Annotated in this window: 15 protein-coding genes; 6 read left to right on the forward strand and 9 right to left on the reverse strand. The window is 46.8% G+C overall.

Annotated elements, in window-relative coordinates:
* Positions 1-146: 146 nt before the first annotated feature.
* Positions 147-809 (forward strand): HAD family hydrolase, encoded by a 663-nt coding sequence (locus NIES593_RS11450; RefSeq protein WP_073599704.1) that lies wholly within the window; start codon positions 147-149, stop codon positions 807-809.
* 123 nt (positions 810-932) lie between these two features.
* On the forward strand, positions 933-2,138 hold the full coding sequence (locus NIES593_RS11455; RefSeq protein ID WP_073599705.1) for a glycosyltransferase family 4 protein: 1,206 nt from the start codon (positions 933-935) through the stop codon (positions 2,136-2,138).
* Between the two features lie 58 nt (positions 2,139-2,196).
* Here the strand turns inward: NIES593_RS11455 and map are convergent, their stop codons facing one another.
* The 4 genes from map to NIES593_RS11475 all read right to left on the reverse strand — a co-directional run bounded on the left by map (position 2,197) and on the right by NIES593_RS11475 (position 5,110).
* Entirely contained in the window at positions 2,197-2,973 is a 777-nt protein-coding gene (gene map, locus NIES593_RS11460; protein WP_073599706.1) for a type I methionyl aminopeptidase, read from the reverse strand.
* Between the two features lie 117 nt (positions 2,974-3,090).
* Positions 3,091-3,309, reverse strand: a complete 219-nt coding sequence (locus NIES593_RS11465; protein ID WP_083602433.1) for a winged helix-turn-helix transcriptional regulator — start codon at positions 3,307-3,309, stop codon at positions 3,091-3,093.
* Positions 3,299-4,036: a DUF72 domain-containing protein gene (locus NIES593_RS11470; protein WP_245817436.1), complete on the reverse strand. Its 738-nt coding sequence runs from the start codon at positions 4,034-4,036 to the stop codon at positions 3,299-3,301. The genes NIES593_RS11465 and NIES593_RS11470 overlap by 11 nt, the downstream gene beginning before the upstream one ends.
* Before the next feature lie 9 nt (positions 4,037-4,045).
* Positions 4,046-5,110 (reverse strand): potassium channel family protein, encoded by a 1,065-nt coding sequence (locus tag NIES593_RS11475; protein ID WP_073599708.1) that lies wholly within the window; start codon positions 5,108-5,110, stop codon positions 4,046-4,048.
* Between the two features lie 162 nt (positions 5,111-5,272).
* Between NIES593_RS11475 and NIES593_RS11480 the strand changes: the two genes are divergently transcribed.
* Together NIES593_RS11480 and NIES593_RS11485 are read left to right on the forward strand one after the other, a co-directional pair.
* The gene (locus tag NIES593_RS11480; protein ID WP_139253686.1) at positions 5,273-6,532 is read left to right on the forward strand and encodes an acetylornithine/succinylornithine family transaminase; all 1,260 of its coding nucleotides are present in this window, start codon (positions 5,273-5,275) and stop codon (positions 6,530-6,532) included.
* Positions 6,533-6,652: 120 nt separating this feature from the next.
* Positions 6,653-7,243 carry a hypothetical protein gene (locus NIES593_RS11485; protein ID WP_073599710.1) on the forward strand — a complete coding sequence of 197 codons (591 nt, stop codon included), beginning with the start codon at positions 6,653-6,655 and terminating at the stop codon, positions 7,241-7,243.
* A gap of 2 nt (positions 7,244-7,245) precedes the next feature.
* On the opposite strand, the gene NIES593_RS11490 is transcribed toward NIES593_RS11485, so the two are convergent.
* Both NIES593_RS11490 and NIES593_RS11495 read right to left on the reverse strand, forming a co-directional pair.
* Entirely contained in the window at positions 7,246-8,628 is a 1,383-nt protein-coding gene (locus NIES593_RS11490) for an aspartate aminotransferase family protein (protein ID WP_073599711.1), read from the reverse strand.
* Between the two features lie 41 nt (positions 8,629-8,669).
* Entirely contained in the window at positions 8,670-9,191 is a 522-nt protein-coding gene (locus tag NIES593_RS11495) for a pentapeptide repeat-containing protein (RefSeq protein ID WP_073599802.1), read from the reverse strand.
* A gap of 99 nt (positions 9,192-9,290) precedes the next feature.
* On the opposite strand from NIES593_RS11495, the gene NIES593_RS11500 reads away from it, so the two are divergent.
* A complete protein-coding gene (locus tag NIES593_RS11500) occupies positions 9,291-9,755 on the forward strand; it encodes a YraN family protein (protein ID WP_073599712.1) in 465 nt (154 codons plus the stop codon).
* A gap of 118 nt (positions 9,756-9,873) precedes the next feature.
* Here NIES593_RS11500 and NIES593_RS11505 read toward each other — a convergent pair whose 3' ends face one another.
* Positions 9,874-10,749, reverse strand: a complete 876-nt coding sequence (locus tag NIES593_RS11505) for an SDR family oxidoreductase (protein WP_073599713.1) — start codon at positions 10,747-10,749, stop codon at positions 9,874-9,876.
* 74 nt (positions 10,750-10,823) lie between these two features.
* On the opposite strand from NIES593_RS11505, the gene NIES593_RS11510 reads away from it, so the two are divergent.
* Positions 10,824-12,332 carry a UbiD family decarboxylase gene (locus NIES593_RS11510; RefSeq protein ID WP_073599714.1) on the forward strand — a complete coding sequence of 503 codons (1,509 nt, stop codon included), beginning with the start codon at positions 10,824-10,826 and terminating at the stop codon, positions 12,330-12,332.
* 94 nt (positions 12,333-12,426) lie between these two features.
* On the opposite strand, the gene pntB is transcribed toward NIES593_RS11510, so the two are convergent.
* Together pntB and pntA are read right to left on the reverse strand one after the other, a co-directional pair.
* Positions 12,427-13,866 (reverse strand): Re/Si-specific NAD(P)(+) transhydrogenase subunit beta, encoded by a 1,440-nt coding sequence (gene pntB, locus NIES593_RS11515; RefSeq protein WP_073599715.1) that lies wholly within the window; start codon positions 13,864-13,866, stop codon positions 12,427-12,429.
* A 79-nt stretch (positions 13,867-13,945) separates the two neighbouring features.
* A complete protein-coding gene (gene pntA, locus NIES593_RS11520) occupies positions 13,946-15,553 on the reverse strand; it encodes a Re/Si-specific NAD(P)(+) transhydrogenase subunit alpha (RefSeq protein ID WP_073599716.1) in 1,608 nt (535 codons plus the stop codon).
* Positions 15,554-15,718: the final 165 nt, after the last annotated feature.

The following is a 15,718-nucleotide window of genomic DNA, read 5'->3' on the forward strand; positions in this document are numbered from 1 at the left end:
TAAAACTCCGTTCTACCATTTTTGTGACACCTAGTTAATATTTCGGACAGGTCTAATGGTTAAAAAGTCGCAAATAGTATAATAAGGCTTGGCAATGCCAAGCTTTTACCATAGCTTGCGGTCGGGAGTATGTCACAGTATTCGGTATGCACTTTTTGGCGCTAGCCACTGACTATGACGGCACGTTAGCTGCTGATGGGCGAGTAACCGAGGCAACTGTAGCAGCATTAGAACGGCTGCGCGAGTCGGGAAGAAAACTCATACTCGTAACAGGAAGGCAGCTTGACGACTTGTGCCGAGTCTTTCCCAACGTCGATCTCTTTGAGAGTGTAGTAGCTGAAAATGGTGCATTGCTGTACTTTCCAGCAACAAAAGAAGAGCAATTATTGGGCGATCGCCCGCCAGAAGCCTTTATCGAAAAGTTGCGATCGCTCGACGTTCGCCCCCTCTCCGTCGGCAAAGTCATCGTTGCTACTTGGGAACCCAACGAAACAACCGTTCTTGCTGCTATTCGAGATTTAGGGTTAGAGTGGCAGATTATCTTCAACAAAGGCGCTGTCATGAGCTTGCCTTCGGGCATCGATAAAGCTACCGGACTGAACGCTGCCTTAAATCGCATGGGTTTGTCCGCAGATAACGTCATCGCTGTTGGAGATGCCGAAAATGATTTAAGCTTTCTCAAGCTTTGTGGATTTTCTGTTGCCGTTGCTAATGCGCTACCGATGGTCAAGCAAGCAGCGGATTGGGTAACGCAAGGAAGCACAGGAGAAGGAATAATCGAATTAATCGAGCGACTGCTCGCGAGATAGCGAGCTATTTGTAGCAGATATTTAAATGTTAGATGGATGAAATAGGGTCGCCAATTGAGATTTAGAGGCTTACACTCGATAAGTAACCTTCTTTGTGACTATTAATAGTTATTTTTTTAAGTGATGAAGCTAGCGATCGCGTTTCCATCTACCATTCGAGGCGGTGCAGAAGAACATGCTTTAACCCTAGCCTCAGCCGCAGTGAAAGAAGGTTGGCAAGTCTATGCGGCTTTTCCCAACACCCAGGGGACGACTTCTTTAATTGAAGCTTTTCAAGCAGTAGGAGTAGATTATCGCGAGCTAAATATTGCCGACACAAACGTCCGCGAATTAAAAAAAGTAGGCGACTATTTGCCGCAATTGGCTCGAACCCTAGCCTTACTCGTCAAAATCAAACCTGACGTCGTACAACTCAATATTCCCTATCCCGATCGCTGTTTGGGTCCTCTGCTTGCCTGTGGACTTTTAAAAATCCCGACGGCAGCGGTATTTCAATTAGTTCCTCCCCAATTTTCATTGACGCCGACACTTTTAAAAGTACATGCTTGGGCCAGAAAAAGAAATCAGCAGTGGATTGCAATTTCTCAAAACAATCGCCGCTTGCTTTGCGATTATTTTCAGCTTTCCCAAGACCAATTAACGCTAATTTATAACGGCACTAAAATTGCATCGGGTGCGAACGATGATTCCCCCCAGGCAATTGCGAAATTGCGCGATCGCGTCCGGGAGGAACTCGGCTTATCTAAGACTAGCAAGCTTTTACTGACAGTGGGTCGCTTGAGCGCCCAAAAAGGTTATCACGATCTCATCCCAATCGTAGCTCCAATTGTGAGCGAATTTCCCGAAGTCAAATTTATTTGGGTTGGACAGGGAGAGAAAAAAGAATCTCTAATCAAACAAGCCAAACTATGTGGCGTTGCAGAGCATATATTATTTTTAGGGTATCGTTCTGACGTTGCTAGGTTACTAAAAGCTGCCGATTTGTTCGTTTTTCCAACTTATTTTGAAGGACTTCCTTTTGCACCGATTGAAGCCTTGGCAAACGGCTTGCCGATTGTTGCCTCAAATGCAAGCAGCCTTCCAGAAATCGTTGAGGATAAGGTTAGCGGTCTTCTCTTTCCGGTGGGAGATAAAGAAAAATTACTCGAATCCATTCTTTGGGCGCTCAGAAATCCCGAAGCCATGCAAGAAATGGCTTGTAAGGCACGATTGCGTGCTAGGAATTTCTCACAAGAAAAAATGATCAAAGACTATATTGAGGTTTGGCAGGCGTTGAGCGGAAAATCTCTCTCTTTTCATTACCCGTCCAAGTTAAATAATGAGGGTTAAGATCGCAACATTGGTAGGGGCAGGTTTGAAAATCTGCTCCTACAAGTTTCATGGTTATTTAATCTGGAAGCGTGAGAATCTCCACCCCATTTTCAGTAATTGCAATGGTATGCTCGAACTGTGCCGAAAGCTTGCCATCTTTTGTTACAGCCGTCCATCCATCATCAAGAACGACTGCTTCCCAAGTCCCTTCATTAATCATCGGCTCGATGGTAAATACCATACCGGGGCGCAGGCGCTTGCCTTTTCCTCGCGTACCGTAATGAGGAATTTGCGGCGCTGTATGGAAAACGGTACTAACTCCGTGTCCGACAAAATCTCTCACCACAGAAAAGCCGTTGGCTTCAGCATATTCCTGGATAGCAGCACCGATGTCGCCAATTCTGCCATCGGGTTTGACGGCGGCAATGCCTCGCCTTAAACATTCTTCGGTCACTTCAACTAATTTCTTGGCAATTGGAGAGGGAGTTCCCACGAAAAAAGTTCTTGATGTATCGCCGTGATATCCATCTAAAATTGGAGTCACGTCAATATTGATAATGTCGCCTTCTTTGAGAATTTGTTTGGGGCTGGGAATGCCATGACAGATTACTTCATTAACGCTGGTACAAATCGACTTGGGAAAATTAATTTTTACCCCAGGATAGCCTAGAGGAGCGCTTTTAGCTCCGTGCGCCTGCGTCCAGCGTTCTGCTTCATCGTTAAGTTCTTGCGTGCTTATACCGGGTTTGACCATTGTGGCGAGATGATCCAAAAGTTGGGCAGCCAAACGTCCAGCCCGACGCATTTTTTCTATTTCTCGTTTTGATAGCAGAGTAATCGTTTCGCTTCCCATTCGTTTTTCAGTAGCTAATTTAGAAACCGGTGAAATATTTAGCGCGATCTAATGTCAGCAGCTTTTTATCGTTGTCTTTTGAGTCGATCTTAACAAATTGCTTTTATCTATTGAAAATTAGATTAGATTGTCGTAGCGATCGCTTGCCTCTCGAACTGCTGAGATATGTGTCTGTGACCATTCAGCAGGGCATCCTAGCGGCTCGATCGAGGTTTCGCATAGAGGCGCAAGAGAATATTCTAACCCGGAAGGGACAGCTGGATATACCTTTCTCTCTACTATTCCATGCCGTTCTAAATTTCGCCAATTTGTATATATAACGACATTATTCGGAATTTTCTCGAATAATTGCTTGCAATTTCAGGGCATCTCGAGCAGCGTAGCCACATTCATCGTTATCAAAATAACAATAAATTTCTTTTCCAAATCTCGTCAAATTTGAGAAAATATTTGCCAACTCGATTAACTTTTGAATGCTATATTGACCTTGATAGGCACCATCAGAACCATGGAATCGCCAATAAGTAAAGTTGGCAGTAATTTCTTGAGGGGAAAGTTGCTCGGCTAATTCATAAATGCAAAAAGCGACTTTCTGAGTTGATAGCATTTCGTAAACTTGAGGATTAAACCAACTGCGATCGCGAAATTCAAAAGCATAGCGATAATCTTTAGGCAGTGCCAGAAGAAACTCCTTCAAACGCTCGCGATCGCAGCGCCAATGCGGTGGCAACTGAAATAGAATGGGTCCTAATTTGTCCCCTAATATCGTTAAGCGCTCTAGCAAATTATGCAGCGTTTGTTGGGGATCTTTTAGCTTTTTCTGATGCGTAATGTAACGGCTGGCTTTAACTGAAAAAGTAAAATCGGCAGAAACCGTATCTCGCCATTTTTTCAATGTTTCTTCTGATGGTAGTTTATAGAATGAGTTGTTAATTTCTACTGTACGAAAATGTTGAGCATAATATTTGAGCCAGTCCTTCTTAACCAGTTCTTTGGGATAAAAAACATCGCACCAGTGTTGGTAATGCCAACCAGAAGTTCCAATATGGACGAGTTTAGACATTTGCATAGATTATTGCTTTTTGGGCAATCGCAGGGGAGAAGAAGAACGAATGGGCAGCAAAATTTGCGTCAGTTGGCGCAACTGTTCTGCCGTGCCCATGCAGATGAGTAAATCGCCTGCCATGAGAACGGTATCGCCTGTCGGTCCGCCGATAAGCGTCCCGTCAGCGCGACGAACCGCTAAAACTAACGCCCCAGATTGCGATCGCAGTCGTGCTTCGCTCAACGTTTGCCCCACGCAAGGGCACGTCTTGGGATCGATGAGAAATTCTTCCATATAAAAAGCACTATTCGTCCCTGTAAGAATGCCATCGACAAAGTCCATCACTTGCGGCCTGAGGGCGGCGGCTGCCAAGCGTCTGCCTCCGGTAATATAAGGGGAAACGACTGCATCTGCCCCAGCTCTTTGAAGTTTTTGAACGGCTTCTTCGGTGCTGGCACGTGCGATCGCGCGAATTCTGGGGTTGAGAGTTTTGGCAGAGAGAACCGTGTAAAGATTCTCGGCATCGGAAGTCAGGGCAGCAACGATACAGGCTGCCGTATCAATTTTAGCCGCTAAAAGCGACTCATCTAAGGTCGCATCTCCGAGGATGACCCGATAACCCAACTCTTTAGCTTTTTCGATTTGTTCGGGATCGGAATCGACCAGTACAAAGGGAATCCCTTCTGCTTGAAACTCTAGCGCCACCTGACGACCCGTGCGTCCGAATCCACAAACAATATAGTGTTCTACTAACGTTTCTATCAAGCGTTTCTCCTGCCTCCGTCGAATGCCTGCTTGAAAATATCCCTGAATGAGAGCCTCGGTAAACCGATTGACGATATAACCAATGGTAATCAACCCCATCACGATTAAAACCATCGTAAAGAGACGACCGCGTTCTCCCAAAGGATTGATTTCGCCAAATCCCACGGTCGCCAGCGTACTCATGGTCATGTAAGCAGCATCTAACCACGTCCATTGTTCTACAAACCGATACCAGAGAGTACCGATGAGAAAAACGATTCCTAAGGCAACGACACCACCGATAAGTTCTTGTCGCAGTCTCCGGTATTTAGGATCGAGTGCAGCCAATGTCGTTATACCTCAATCAAAATGTTTGTTTGTGGATACTATCTAGTTAGTTAAGATGAAATATTGTTTAAATGCGATCGAAAAGAATTTTTTCTCGCACTCTGATTAAAATTGCCCATAGACCTTAACGTTAGTCAGGAGTCAACCGTGAGTCCAGAAGCCTTGCTTAAAAATCCCTCAGCTATCCCCGAATCGGATTTCAATCGAGAGGAATTCGATACCTATGTCATGAACACCTATGCTCGTTTTCCCATCGCCATAGCACGAGGAGAGGGATGTCGCCTGTGGGATACACAAGGACGCGAGTATCTAGACTTTGTTGCTGGAATCGCTACCTGTACGTTAGGGCACGCTCACCCGACTTTGGTTGAAACAGTAACCAAGCAAATTCAAAAGCTGCACCATGTTTCTAATCTTTTCTACATTCCAGAACAAGGAGAACTCGCCAAGTGGATTGTAGAACATTCCTGTGCCGATCGCGTATTTTTCTGTAACTCAGGAGCTGAGGCGAATGAGGCAGCTATCAAACTGGTACGCAAGTATGCCCATACGGTTTTAGATTTTCTAGAACAGCCCGTCATTTTAACCGCCCAAGCCAGCTTTCACGGGCGTACCCTAGCCACGATTACCGCCACCGGACAGCCGAAATATCAAAAGGATTTCGAGCCGCTAGTTCCCGGTTTTGAATACGTTCCCTACAACGATCTCGAAGCGATCGAAAATGCCATTACCGATCTCGATGAGGGTAACCGTCGGGTAGCGGCTATCATGCTCGAACCGTTGCAGGGAGAAGGCGGCGTTCGTCCCGGCGAGATCGATTATTTCTTGCAGCTACGGAAAATTTGCGATGAAAATAATATCCTTTTAGTGTTTGATGAAGTGCAAGTTGGGGTAGGACGGACGGGAAAACTATGGGGCTATGAAAATCTGGGAGTCGAACCGGATATCTTTACTAGCGCCAAGGGACTTGCAGGCGGTATTCCTATCGGGGCAATGATGTGCAAGAAATTCTGCGATGTCTTTGAACCGGGAAACCACGCTAGCACTTTTGGGGGCAATCCCTTCGCTTGTGCTGCAGCGCTAACCGTGTTGCAGACGATAGAGAAAGAGAATCTTCTGCAAAACGTACAGGCGCGGGGAGAACAACTTCGGGCAAATTTGTGTACAATTGTACACAAATTTCCCAATCTCTTTACAGAGGTTCGCGGCTGGGGATTGATTAGTGGCATGGAATTGAATGCAGATATCCCATTAACGTCAATGGATATCGTCAATGCAGCTATAGAAGAAGGCTTGTTACTAGCACCAGCCGGACCGAAAGTTTTGAGATTTGTTCCGCCATTAATTGTTTCCGAAGCAGAGGTCGATCGCGCGATAGAAATGCTGGAGAAGGCGATCGCCAAAGTCATTGCTCGAACTTAGATCTTGCACCAGCTTTTCATCTCACCAAGAAATAAATTTCTTGGCTTATAGCTAAAGTAACAAAATATATCTCCAATGCCAAAATGGTGTTGATGAGGAGGTTTTCTAAGGCTCTAGTGTATGCTTTCACAAATCGTTCGCCCTCTGGTACAAACTCAAATTCGCTTACTGGCCAACTCTCAGAAAACTCGTGAAACTTTACTGGAAACCGTTTCCCGCTGGCTTGGCTATCTGGGCGTTCGCGCTTGTGTGACTCATCTGGCTCCTCAATCCGATCGAATTCACGTTTGTCTGAGCGTCAGCAAGCCCGAATCCTGTGACGCGAGCGATTGGCAGAAAATTCTTCAGCATCTAGAACAAAGTCCTCAAACCGATGAATTCTCCTCAGATACCTACGATCGCATGAGTCTATCCCAGCAAAATAAATTAGCTCGGTTACTCGCTTACCTAATCCAAGCTGGCACAGAACAGCCGAGTAACTGGGACGAGATCTCCCCGCAGCTAGAGCGTCTAAATTTAGATCGATCGATACTCGCAGGCATTAAATCGGCTCTCAAAGTTCCCCAATCCCCAGACCAGTTACTCAAAGGATTGGAACCCGATCTAGCTGCGATCGCGCTGCCCATCGCAGTTAGCATTGTTTGGCTCGATCGCAGCATTAATCAAAAAGAAAATAGCGCTCTCATGGCATTATTGGAGGCGATGAAATAAACTTAGGCTCTTTTAAGCGCCTGTTTCACTAAAGTACTGCCAAAATCCCAAATCGTACCGGGGTAGCGATGGCAGTCTGCCAAAACATCCTCAAAGGCGTTAACAAAAGCACTCACCTCTTGCTCGGTAATAATCAGCGGCGGAAGGAGTTTTATGACATTCATATTATGTCCTGCCACTTGCGTGAGAATCCGATGGCGTTGAAAGAGAGGAACGGTAATGAGCTGGCTGAAGAGTCCTTTTTGTGCCGTTTCTAGCATCGTCCAGCCCAGTTTGAGTTGGAGCGATCTCGGCGCGCGGAATTCCAAACCGAGCATCAATCCCTTGCCTCGTACCTCATAAAAGCATTCATACTTTTCAGTCAACGGTTGCAATACCTTCGTAAAAGCCTCGCCCATCCGCGCTGCATGTTCAATTAAATTCTCCGCTTCTAAAACGTGAAGCGTTGCCAGTCCCGCTGCCATTGCCAGGGGATTTTTGCCGAAAGTAGAACCGTGAACTAAGGCTCGATCCATGCGGTGAAACACCCGCTCAAAAATCGCGCCCCGACAGAGAACTGCTCCCACAGGAACGTATCCGCCCGATAGCGCCTTGGCGATCGCAATCATGTCCGGTTCGATCCCCCAGTGTTCGAAAGCAAAAAACTTGCCAGTACGCCCCAATCCCGTCTGTACTTCATCCGCTACCATCAAGGTACCATACTGGCGACACAGCCGTTGTGCTTCGGTGAAATAGCTATCGGTTGGCAGATTAACCCCTTTTCCTTGAATTGGCTCGAAGAAGAATGCAGCCACATCTCCAGTCGCCATTGCCCTAGCCAGTGCGTCGATATCTCCAAACGGGATGCTCTCGCACTCGGGTAACAGCGGTTCAAACCCCTGGCGAAATTCTTTAGCGCCGTTGAGCGACAGGGAGCCGTAGGTTAAGCCATGGAAGGCCTGCTCGCAATAAAGAATGCGCGATCGCCCCGTCGCATAGCGAGCAAACTTGATAGCAGCTTCGATCGCTTCCGTGCCGCTGTTGGCAAAAAAACAGCGATCGAGCGACTTGGGAGCCTTGGCCAACAGCGCTTCGGCTAACATTCCCGGCAATAAGGCGCAGTCGAATTGAACTAACGCGGGAAGATCGGCGTCCAAGACATCGGCTAAAGCCTTTTTGACGACAGGATGGTTGCGTCCGAGGGCAAATACCCCAAAACCAGAGAGAAAATCTAGATAGCGATCGCCCTTGCCATCGATGAGATAGGCACCTTCGCCCCGTTCGTAACAGCGATCGTAGCCAATCGTATTGAGAACGCGAACTAACTGAGCATTGAGATATTCGCGGTGAAGGCGATAGTTCTCACCCCGCCGCTTTTCGATTTCCTGAAGTAGGTTGAAGGACATCGATCGCTCAAAAGTCAAGAGTTAGTAAATACTAGAAAGTTTTAAAAGCAATTTAAAGTATCGCGGGTGTTTCGTCCCGTTACTGGATTGGTTCCCCTTGCGATTTCGCATAATTTTTTCTCGGTATCGGGGCGCAACAAAACATCGGTAAAATCCGCCCCGTCGATAATCGCTCCATTAAACAGCGTATTAGTAGCAAAAGCGCCGACTAATATAGCATTGGTGAAGTTGGCGCGAACTAATCTCGCCGATTCCAAATCGGCGCCAGTGAGATCCGCACCCTCGAAATTGGCTGATTCTAAATTAGCGGCGAAAAAGCGTACACCTTGCAATTTTGCGTTGCTGAAGTTGCTCCCCCGCAGATTGGCATGATCGAAAATAGAATCGGTCAAATCTTGACCGGAAAAGTCATTTTCGACTAAATTTCGTTTGCCATAATCGATCGCCCAAGCAGGTGCGGCAATTGGGTTGAAAACCAATGCGATCGCGATTAATAAGACTAATAATGTACGCGCGATCGCAGTAAAAATAGAAGTTTGTTGATTCTGAGTGCGGTTCGCCATCGCGGTTAACATAGAGAAAGTTTCTTGAAAAACAGTAAATTTAAAAGGATTTGTTTTAGGCTAGATATCTGTCATCCTATCAAGAATTGTCTCTCGTTTATGACCCGCGATCGCCAATCGAACCATAAAATCGGCAGACTCGGAGAACGATTAGTGTCGCAATGGTTGGAGTCGCGAGGTTGGATAACGCTACATCATCGCTGGTCTACTCGTTGGGGAGAAGTTGACGTAATTGCCCAAGCTAAATCCTCCAATACGCTAGCCTTTGTCGAGATCAAAACCCGCGGTCGAGGAAACTGGGATGGTGAGGGAATTTTAGCGATTACTCCCCAAAAACAGGCAAAACTTTGCCATGCAGCCGCACTATTTCTAGCCGAACGTCCCGATTTAGCCGAGTCTTCTTGTCGCTTTGACGTGGCTTTGGTTGGCTATCATAAAAGTCAGATTGGCTCGAATCATCTGACAGATACGCGCGATCGCGCTATCGTTCTAGGAAAACCGATTATCTTGGCAGAATATCAGATGATTTTACACGATTATATCGAGTCAGCTTTTTATTGTTAGTCGTTCAACTTAAGCACATCCTCTTTTGCGATCGCGCTCCCGATACAAGCGTTCTGTGTTATTTGTCCCGTGTAACTAATAACCAATAACTAATAAAAATTACGAATTACGAATTATCCTAACCTCCTAAATAACGGCGCAAGAAACTTTCTAGCGACTCCAATTTGATATTGTAAATGGACTCAAGATGGGCAATTTCTTGAGGGGTGCAGAAAAATTCGTTTGCCAACAGCGTCCGCAGCGTACCAAGGGAACGTTGGGTTTGAGGATTGAATAATCCTATTGCAGACCGCAAACCATCGAATAGAAATAGGGGAACATTAATAACAATGGGTTCCTTGTTAAATAGGCGGGAAAAAATGCGGGGAATATCTTCTCGTTTGAGAACGTCGGGGCCGCCGACGGGCAAAATCTGATTTTTGGCTCCTTCAACGCTAACCGATGCGATCGCAATTTTAGCAAGATCGTCTGTACTAATAATCGACGAACGATTTTTGGGATCGCCGATGAGTAAATAAATCCCAGTCTCGCGAAATCGTTCTGCCAAAGGAAGCAGGTTATTCGCAAATCCAGAGGGACGTAAAATCGTATAATTTAACCCGCTAGCGACGAGATATTTTTCGACTTCTCGCTTTGCCTTGAAGACGGGCGCATCTTCATATCCTCTATCTACCCCCAAAACGGATATAAAAACGAAATGCTTGACATTATTAGCTTTTGCTTGGTCGATTAATGCTATATTAGCTCGATAATCTAGTGCCTGCGGATCGCCATTGGAACCATGGGCGCTAATAATATATTCGACTCCCTGACAAGCTTTCTCGATATCTCGATCTTGTCGCAAATCGCCGATAAAAATTTCTGCCCCTCGATGTTCTAATTCTTCGTAACGAGAAAACAGCCGTACAAATGCTCGCACGGGGGTTTCTTGTTCTCTGAGTTGTCTGACGATGCGACGACCTAGCGATCCCGTTGCCCCAGTGACTAAAAACATGAACGAGCACCTCTATCTAATTTCTACTAACTTGGTATAAGTAGACCAATTTGAGCGCTTTAACTATTTCAATTATGGCAAGAGACTTGCGGGGATTCATCAAACTATTGGAAGAAAAGGGACAACTACGACGCATTAGCACCCTGGTCGATCCCGATCTCGAAATTGCCGAGATTTCTAACCGAATGCTACAAGCAGGGGGTCCTGCCCTACTGTTTGAAAATGTCAAAGGTGCGTCCTTTCCCGTTGCGATTAACTTGATGGGAACGGTAGAGAGAATTTGCTGGGCAATGAACATGCAGCATCCCGAAGAGTTAGAGGCACTAGGAAAGAAACTGGCAATGCTGCAACAACCCAAACCTCCGAAAAAGTTGTCTCAAGCAGTCGATTTTGGGAAAGTTCTCTTCGATGTCCTCAAAGCAAAACCGGGAAAAAGTTTTTTCCCACCTTGTCGGCAAGTAATAGTCGAAGGAGATAATTTAGATCTCAACAAAATTCCGCTCATTCGTCCCTATCCCGGCGATGCTGGCAAGATTATTACGTTGGGATTGGTCATCACCAAAGATTGCGAGACGGGAACGCCCAACGTCGGCGTATATCGCTTGCAACTCCAGTCGAAAACTAGCATGACCGTCCATTGGCTATCGGTACGCGGCGGGGCAAGACATCTACGCAAGGCGGCACAGAGAGGGAAAAAGTTAGAAGTTGCGATCGCTCTCGGCGTCGATCCTCTCATCATTATGGCAGCCGCTACCCCCATTCCGGTAGATCTCTCAGAATGGCTATTTGCTGGGTTATATGGCGGTTCGGGGGTGCAATTGGCAAAATGCAAAACCCTCGATTTAGAAGTGCCCTCAAACTCAGAAATCGTCTTAGAAGGAACGATTACGCCTGGGGAGGTATTACCCGACGGGCCCTTTGGCGATCACATGGGATATTACGGCGGCGTGGAAGATTCGCCTCTGATTCGTTTCCACTGCATGACCCATCGCAAAGACCCAATTTATTTAACCACATTTAGCGGTCGTCCTCCCAAGGAAGAGGCAATGATGGCTATTGCTTTGAATCGAATCTATACGCCGATTTTGCGTCAACAAGTTTCAGAAATTACTGACTTTTTCTTACCAATGGAGGCACTTAGTTACAAAGCAGCCATTATCTCCATCGACAAAGCCTATCCAGGACAAGCAAAACGGGCGGCATTGGCGTTTTGGAGTGCTCTGCCTCAATTTACTTATACCAAGTTTGTCATTGTTGTAGATAAAGACATTAATATCCGCGATCCGCGTCAAGTTGTTTGGGCAATTAGTTCTAAAGTTGACCCGTCAAGAGATGTATTTATTCTGCCAGAAACGCCATTTGATAGTTTAGATTTTGCCAGTCAAAAGATCGGTTTGGGCGGCAGAATGGGCATCGATGCGACAACTAAAATTCCTCCCGAAACCGAACACGAATGGGGCGCAGTTTTGGAGTCCGATCCCGATGTGGCAGCAATGGTCGATCGCCGTTGGGCAGAATATGGATTAGCGGATTTAAATTTGCAACAAGTCGATCCCAATTTGTTCGGGTATGAGATGAGATGATTGAATTTCGCTCAATTTTCAATTGACGGGGAAGGGGGAAGGGAAAAATTCCTCTTCCCGTTCCCTCGATCGCTTTAAAACACTATCATCGAACTCACGTTGCCACTAACGCTTTTTCTGTGGCAACGCCTGCGCCCTCGCGCAAGCGAACTAGGAGGGCATCTACATTCTTCTTCGCATCGCCAAAGAGCATTTGCGTATTCTCTCTGTAGAATAAAGGATTCTCGACTCCTGCATAACCGCTTGCCATACTGCGCTTCATGACAACTACATGAGCAGCTTTCCAAACTTCTAGCACGGGCATCCCAGCGATGGGACTGTTCGGATCTTCTAGGGCGCTGGGGTTTACGGTATCGTTAGCCCCAATCACCAGCACCACATCCGTTTTCGGGAAGTCCGCGTTGATCTCGTCCATTTCTAGAACGATATCGTAAGGTACTTTTGCCTCCGCTAGCAGTACGTTCATATGTCCGGGAAGTCGTCCGGCTACAGGATGGATGCCAAAGCGGACGTTAACGCCGCGATCGCGTAAAATCTTAGTAATCTCCGATACGGCGTGCTGTGCTTGGGCAACTGCCATACCATAACCGGGGGTAATAATAACGCTCTTGGCATTGCGTAACAGTTCGGCAGTTTCTTCAACCGTCGTTGAATTGACTTTACCGGCAGGTTTTTGTTCTGCTGTCGCAGCGGTTTTGCCTACCCCTTCGCCAAAACCGCCCAGAATCACGCTAATAAAGGAGCGATTCATAGCACGACACATAATATAACTCAAAATCGCGCCGCTACTGCCGACTAGCGCCCCCGTGATGATAAGCAGGTCGTTAGATAGCATAAATCCTGCTGCCGCTGCTGCCCAACCGGAATAACTGTTGAGCATGGAAATCACGACTGGCATATCCGCACCACCAATAGCTGCTACCAGATGTATTCCTAGGACGCAAGCAATTCCCGTCATGATTAATAAGGGTTGCAGTCCGTTGGGAAACTCTGCGCCCATAAATTGAAATCCCAGCCATACGGAAGCGACTAACATGCCCAGATTGAGTAAGTGGCGTGCTGGCAGCATCAAGGGTTTGCTGCTAATAATAGCTCGCAGTTTCCCGAAAGCCACTATCGATCCCGTAAAGGTGATTGCCCCGATGAAGACTCCGACATAGATTTCAATTTGGTGAATGGTTTCTTCTGTCCCGACTAAGGAAGGATCGGGGCTGAGATAATTAGCTATCCCCACCAGCACGGCTGCCAAACCGACAAAACTGTGCAGCATTGCCACCAATTCTGGCATTGAGGTCATGGCAACGCGAGAAGCCACGATCGCACCGATAATAGCACCCGGCAGGATTACAGAAACTAAAAGCCCATATCCCGTTACCTGGGGACTCAACGCGGTCGCGACAAAGGCGATTAGCATGCCAATGATGCCGTAAATATTGCCTTTACGCGCCGTTTCCTGATGCGATAATCCCCCCAGGCTCAGAATAAATAAAGCACTTGCCGCAATATATGCGACTGATAGCAAGCTATTTGACATAATTTCCTTTTTTGTTAGTTGTTAGTTGTTGGTTATTAGCGATCGGTGATTTTCTTCCTGCTAACCACTAACCAATTCTTTATTTGCTAAACATCCTCAGCATCCGTTGGGTAACCAGGAAGCCGCCAGAAACGTTAATGGTTCCTACCAAAACTGCGATCGCGCCCAAGATCGTGGTTGGCGAATTCAGAGAACCGGAAATCTGAAGCATGCCGCCAATAATGATGATGCCGCTAATCGCGTTCGTCACGCTCATCAAAGGCGTATGCAGCGCTGGCGTTACACTCCAAATCACCTGCCAACCGACAAAGCAAGCGAGGACGAATACCGTGAAGTGCGACAGGAACGAGGGCGGCGCAACAGCTCCAACTCCAAATAGCGCTAAACCTGCCAGTACAATCCAGAGTAAGCCGCTAATTCCCTTTTTTTGAGTTTCTTTTGCGGCTACTGTTGAAGCTGCCGCTTGCGATTGAGAGGTTGCTTGGGTTTGGGGAGAGGGAGTACTGGGTTTCGGTGGGGGCCAAGTGACTTTTCCTTCGTGGAGTACTAAAGCACCTCGAACGACTTCGTCTTCAAAATCGACCTTATAGTCTTCTGCCCCGCCCATATCTTTGAGCAGATGCCAAAGATTGGTGCCATAAAGCTGACTCGACTGAGTTGCCATGCGACTGGGCAAATCTGTTAACCCAATAATGGTTACTCCTTTGTAACGATAAACCTCTCCTGGCTTTGTTACTTCGCAGTTTCCCCCCTGTTCCGCCGCCATATCGACAATGACGGAACCATCCTTCATGCTCGATACCATTTCCTCGGTAATCAGACGCGGGGCAGGTTTGCCTGGAATCAGTGCCGTAGTAATGATAATGTCTACGTCTTTCGCTTGCTGGGCAAATAGCGCCATCTCGGCTTCGATGAATTCCTTGCTCATCACCTTGGCGTAACCGCCTTCGCCCGTTCCTTCTTCTTTAAAGTCCAGTTCCAAAAACTCTGCGCCCATGCTCTCGACTTGCTCTTTCACTTCGGGGCGAGTATCGAAAGCGCGAACGATCGCTCCCAATCCTTTGGCGGCTCCAATCGCAGCCAGTCCGGCTACACCAGCACCAATCACTAAAACTTTGGCTGGCGGCATTTTTCCGGCTGCCGTAATCTGTCCGGTAAAGAAGCGCCCAAAGTGATTGGCTGCCTCAACTACCGCCCGATAGCCAGCGATATTGGCCATCGAACTGAGCGCATCCATTTTCTGAGCGCGGCTGATGCGCGGCACTGCATCCATCGCTAATACAGTAGCTCGGCGAGCGGCTAGCTTTTGCAGTAGTTCTTGATTTTGGGCGGGCCAGATAAAACTAATCAGGGTTCCCCCTTCAGGAAACATTTCGACTTCTTGAGGTTCGGGGGCGCGCACTTTTAAAATAATATCTGATTCTGCCCAGAGCGTTCGAGTATCGGGAACAATCCGACAGCCTGCTTCTGTGTAAGCTTCATCGGAGAAATTTGCAGCTACTCCCGCCCCTGCTTCAATGAAAATTTCAAAACCCAGCTTTTGGAGCTTCTTAGCTGTATCGGGTGTAACAGCAACTCGGCACTCGTTAGGATAAATTTCTTTAGGTACGCCGATTTTTTTAGGCTTTTTGGATCGCAAGACAGATTTTTCGTCTGTCTCAAGCTCTTTTGGGACAGCTACAGTCATATTAAGTTTCTCCTTTGTTACCGACTTAAACGATAATCCTTCAAATCGTTAAATTGTTCGAGAGCCATTTGCGTTTTTATTTGCAAGTTTTGAATAAGAATAATGACTCTTTTACAAAATAGAGCGTTTCTTTACGAATTAACAAATGCTCATATGTTACAGCAC

Source organism: Hydrococcus rivularis NIES-593 (genome assembly GCF_001904635.1).
GTDB classification, from domain to species: Bacteria; Cyanobacteriota; Cyanobacteriia; order Cyanobacteriales; family Microcystaceae; genus Hydrococcus; species Hydrococcus rivularis.

What these genes read in the sequence shown, in the direction of transcription:
- NIES593_RS11450 (WP_073599704.1), top strand. Translation starts at nt 147, where the DNA reads ATGCACTTTTTGGCGCTAGCCACTGACTATGACGGCACGTTAGCTGCT.
- NIES593_RS11455 (WP_073599705.1), top strand. Translation starts at nt 933, where the DNA reads ATGAAGCTAGCGATCGCGTTTCCATCTACCATTCGAGGCGGTGCAGAA.
- map (WP_073599706.1), bottom strand. Translation starts at nt 2,973, where the DNA reads ATGGGAAGCGAAACGATTACTCTGCTATCAAAACGAGAAATAGAAAAA.
- NIES593_RS11470 (WP_245817436.1), bottom strand. Translation starts at nt 4,036, where the DNA reads ATGTCTAAACTCGTCCATATTGGAACTTCTGGTTGGCATTACCAACAC.
- NIES593_RS11485 (WP_073599710.1), top strand. Translation starts at nt 6,653, where the DNA reads ATGCTTTCACAAATCGTTCGCCCTCTGGTACAAACTCAAATTCGCTTA.
- NIES593_RS11490 (WP_073599711.1), bottom strand. Translation starts at nt 8,628, where the DNA reads ATGTCCTTCAACCTACTTCAGGAAATCGAAAAGCGGCGGGGTGAGAAC.
- NIES593_RS11495 (WP_073599802.1), bottom strand. Translation starts at nt 9,191, where the DNA reads ATGGCGAACCGCACTCAGAATCAACAAACTTCTATTTTTACTGCGATC.
- NIES593_RS11500 (WP_073599712.1), top strand. Translation starts at nt 9,291, where the DNA reads ATGACCCGCGATCGCCAATCGAACCATAAAATCGGCAGACTCGGAGAA.
- NIES593_RS11505 (WP_073599713.1), bottom strand. Translation starts at nt 10,749, where the DNA reads ATGTTTTTAGTCACTGGGGCAACGGGATCGCTAGGTCGTCGCATCGTC.
- NIES593_RS11510 (WP_073599714.1), top strand. Translation starts at nt 10,824, where the DNA reads ATGGCAAGAGACTTGCGGGGATTCATCAAACTATTGGAAGAAAAGGGA.
- pntB (WP_073599715.1), bottom strand. Translation starts at nt 13,866, where the DNA reads ATGTCAAATAGCTTGCTATCAGTCGCATATATTGCGGCAAGTGCTTTA.
- pntA (WP_073599716.1), bottom strand. Translation starts at nt 15,553, where the DNA reads ATGACTGTAGCTGTCCCAAAAGAGCTTGAGACAGACGAAAAATCTGTC.